Source organism: Caldivirga sp. MU80 (assembly GCF_001663375.1).
GTDB lineage: Archaea > Thermoproteota > Thermoprotei > Thermoproteales > Thermocladiaceae > Caldivirga.
Map to the genome: position 1 here is coordinate 1 of NZ_LCTF01000058.1, position 4370 is coordinate 4370.

Annotated in this window: 4 protein-coding genes; all 4 read left to right on the forward strand. The window is 44.9% G+C overall.

From position 1 onward, the window contains the following. Nucleotides 1-318: helix-turn-helix domain-containing protein (locus AAX04_RS11310; protein ID WP_156519848.1), on the forward strand; the 318-nt coding region annotated here is incomplete at its 5' end. A 210-nt stretch (nt 319-528) separates the two neighbouring features. Further along, nucleotides 529-2859: an ABC transporter substrate-binding protein gene (locus AAX04_RS11315; RefSeq protein WP_066798350.1), complete on the forward strand. Its 2331-nt coding sequence runs from the start codon at nt 529-531 to the stop codon at nt 2857-2859. Between the two features lie 102 nt (nt 2860-2961). After that, nucleotides 2962-3747: a zinc-binding dehydrogenase gene (locus AAX04_RS11320; RefSeq protein WP_066798353.1), complete on the forward strand. Its 786-nt coding sequence runs from the start codon at nt 2962-2964 to the stop codon at nt 3745-3747. Between the two features lie 23 nt (nt 3748-3770). Further along, nucleotides 3771-4166: a zinc-binding dehydrogenase gene (locus tag AAX04_RS11325; protein WP_156519849.1), complete on the forward strand. Its 396-nt coding sequence runs from the start codon at nt 3771-3773 to the stop codon at nt 4164-4166. The last annotated feature ends 204 nt before the right edge of the window (nt 4167-4370 follow it).

Here is a 4370-nt window from a genome sequence, read left to right on the forward strand (position 1 = left end):
GGAAACAGACACACAAACACTAATCAAAAACCTAGAAACAAGAGGAAGAGTAATAAGAGTAAGGGAGAGGAGAATAGACGCAACAGAGGCAGTGGAAAAGGCAATGAAGAGGGGAATAGGAACAATACTAACAAAGGCAGAGGAAAGAACAATAAAAAAGCAAACAAACTAGGATACTTCGACGATGACCGTGGGGTAACTTTAAGGCAGGTTGCTGAGGAATTAGGCCTATCAACAACCACTGTTAGTAGGCAGATTCAAAGCGGCATTAGGAAGATAGTTAGACTGATGCTGAGCGATAATGAAATTGATTACTAAACTATATAGCTAATTATAGTCAATATATTAATTCAAAAAGAATAAATATCTATTGCGTAATCCTCAACTTGAACTAAAGTACTATATCTTGGGAATAATCACGGCAATGTAGTACTAACTAGGTATTATCGCTAGACAAATGTAAAATATCCTTAATAAGGAAAAGTTAGCATACATTAATATTAAGGACCCACTAGTTAGTTATCAATTATGCAACAGGTAAGTAAATACGTTAAAAGACTACTACCATTATTGACGTTAGTCGCAGTGGCCATGGCCTTATCAATCACTGCGCATGCTCAACCCCAATACACCGCGATTAATGCAGAATCATCAACTTACTTCTACGCACCCAGTGCACCAATCTACAACCCATATACCCCCTCACCAGGTAGCCTAGTTGGTGTAATTCAAACATGGGTACCATTAGTCTTCTACAATCCTCTAACAAACAAGTTCTACCCTGTTTTGGCTAGGAATTGGAGTGTTCAGGTTTTGCCTAATGGTAGTGGTGTTTTGACTGTTTACCTTAGGCGTGGTATTTACTGGTTTAATGGCTCAGCCACAATACCCTTCACTGCTTGGGACGTGTACACGTACTTCTACATTGGCGTTAAGGCATTTAAGTGGTACTACCCATTCATGCTACCTCAGTACGCAGACGAAGACATCAGAGTGTTGGATAATTACACAATACAATTCCTATTCCAAACATGGTCACCAACAGAGTGGATATATATACTAACCTCCCAAATATCAACGCCATACACCGTTTGGAAGCCTATGGTTGAAAAACTGCAGTCCATGAACTCAAGTGAAGCATTAATATTCTCCAAGAACGTGACTGAATTTGTACCATCCTACTGGGCATTAAGCCCATACTACATGACCTTCATCAGCACTAACACCATAGTTGAGAAACTTGAACCAATGTACTACAATGGTGTACCATTACTGGCTAGGTGGATTGAGATTTTCCCATTCAACACCTTCAATTACTATCCCGAGGTGGATTCGGTCTACCCAGGTGGTAACACCCAAGACCTAGCCCTTGAGATCGCTGGTAAGGCAAACTGGGCATACGTTGGCTTATCAGGCCAGCAAATACAGATCGCTGAGCAGCATGGGTGGATTAATGTTAACCTATATGCATACTCAATATATGGCATTGATGTTAATCTGTATAACTTCCCAACTAACAATTGGTGGCTTAACATGAAGTTTAGGCAGGCATTAGCCTACGTTATTAACCGCACGGCTATGGTTGAGGCTTGGGGTGCGTGGATAATACCAATATGGATAAGTGTACCAACGGAGGATTACATACTGTACCAGTACCCAGAGTTCGTTAGAAGCATAATAATCAATTACACGGTTAATTGGACTAAGGCTGCTCAGATACTTGAGAGCGCAGGCTTCTATAAGAAGAATGGGCAATGGTACACACCTAGCGGCACTCCAATAACCATGACGCTAATGGCACCTGCAGGGTTTACAAATCAATTAACGGCGTTATCAGAGGCCGCCACTGAACTTACGGCGTTCGGGATACCAACTAAGATTTTAGGTGAGGATGTGTCTACGTACTCAGGCTTAATAATACCTAATGGTGAATACGAGGCTGCTGGTTGGTTTGGGCCTGGTGTTGAAAGTTACTATTCAGGTTATGCAACTTGGCACTACCCATGGTGGCCTATGTACATTAACCTATCGCTAGCTTACCCATTCCAGTGGCCAAATGGCACGTGCACACCTATCTCACTTATGACGCTCCACATTCCGAACACAACCATTGTGACCTGTGTCAACTCAACCTTCGGCTACATTAACCTAACAAACCTAGATAACGCCTTCAGCGCCGCGGCGCCAGGTAGTTATGAGTATGCGGTGGCTGTTAAGGTGCTATTTGCCTGGTGGGAGTACTACCTGCCTCAGATAATGTGGGGTGAGAAACTTGAGCCACAGCAGTTGGATCCACATGTTTTCGATATCGAATGGGCGTATAAGTGCTCAACAGCACCCACGGTACTACCACCATTAGGCCCAGCTAACTTACCAGCGCAATTCGTGATTGAGCCACCACAGCAGATTTGGGGTGCCCCAGGTGTAAGTGGAGGCGTCTGGATGCCTGGACCATTATACTTCGGTGGTGTTGCCCCACCAGGCGTGATGCCGCCACTGGCTCAGGCAATGCTTAATGGTTCACTGTGGACTAAGTATAAGTGGTATGCGGACTTCCTGGGGATAAGCCCAAGTGATTTTAACACTACATGCATTGCTTCGTATTTCCATATTTCGTATACTCCAGTAACTACTACGGCTACTACAACAGCCACCACCACGACCACTGCAGTTTCAACGGTAACAACCACTGCCACCATGACTAGTACCGTGACTTCAACAGTGGCATCAACCACGACAGCAGTAAGCACGGTAACAGTTACGAAGACAGTAATATCAACGGCACTAATAGCAGGAATAGTAGTAATCGTAATCGTAATAGCAGCAGTAGCAGCAATAATCGCAATGAGAAGGAGGTGATTAATTAGGTATAAGTAAAAGAACCTTAAAAATCATCTTCTTTTATCTTTTATTTTTATAATTTTTATTAAATTTAAATATCCTTAAAGGGTACTATTGTTGGTGTTTAGTGTGAGGGGGAGGTATGCTGTCTTGTTTAGTAAGGGTGACGTTAGGCTTCTTGAGGAAGAGGTCCCTGAACCTAAGGGTAATGAGGTTTTGGTTAGGGTTGGTGCATGTGGCGTATGTACTGGTGACCTTTACGCTTACCTAGGTTATAGGGTTTGGTTTAGCACACCCGCTAGGTTTGGCCATGAACCTGCTGGTGAGGTTATTGCCGTTGGGCCCAATGTGAGTGGTGTTAAGCCTGGTGATAGGGTGGCTGCACTGGTGGCTAGCGGCTATGGTTGCTACGCAGACTACTTCATAGCTAAGGGTGATGCCGTGGCTAAGCTGCCTAACGACTTACCCTTCGAGTACGGTATAGGTGAGCCACTTGGGGCTGTGGTTAATGGTGTTAGGCAGGCCGCGCCCAGGGCCGGTGACTCCGTGGCCGTGGTTGGGGCTGGTTTCATGGGTACGCTTCTCATTCAGGCTTTGAGTAGGATGAATTTAAGTAGTCTTGTAGCCGTTGATGTTAGGGATGATAGGTTGAGGCTAGCTAAGGAGTATGGAGCAACGGCAACCCTCAATCCAAGCAACCCAAACTTCGATAGTGAAGTTAAGGAGCTAGCCGTCTCTCCGGAGGCGGCGGTTCATTGCCCCTTGTGGAGCTCCCCACCGTCTCCTTCTCGACGGTCACCCCGAGCCCCCTCACCGCAGCAGCTCCCCACCCGTCGCCGGGGGTTCCCAGCCCTACGGATCTCGGAAACCCAGGGTAACCAATTAAAGGTATTAGGGCTAGGTTAAAAACCTAACGTCTTAGGCATCAAATGAAAATAAACGCCACAAATAACCAAGAAGACCGAAACAGCCCAGTGGGCTTCGATGTTGTGATTGAGGCCTCGGGTAACCCAGAGGGTTTATTAACAGCCGTTAAGCTGGTTAGGCGTAAGGGTAGGGTGGCGATATTCAGTTACTACCCACACCCAGTGACAGTTGACGTTAGGGATTGGGATGCCAAGGGCATTGAGGTGGTTATGGCCGTGCCAGCCAGATCAGACAGCTACAGTAATGACCTTAAGGTAGCTGTTGAACTACTCAAGAGGGGTGTATTCGACTTGAGGAGACTAATAACGCATAGGTGGAGACTTGACCAAATCAAGGAAGCCTTCGAATATGCATCCAAGAAACCGAGGGATTACATTAAAGGTGTTATAATGCCTTAGCTAAATGATAATCACTGGCAGTTAACTAACCTGAAGCATGAGGTTAAGGCGCCTTAAGAACACTAACCATGTTAAGCGTATACTATACGCAATGGCGTAGATCAACGCCTTAGGGCTTACTGATCAAGGTTGCGGTGTATTTACTATAAATGGAGCTGTACCGAATCGTTAATTAAATTAATTAATCTAATTATTTAATTTGAA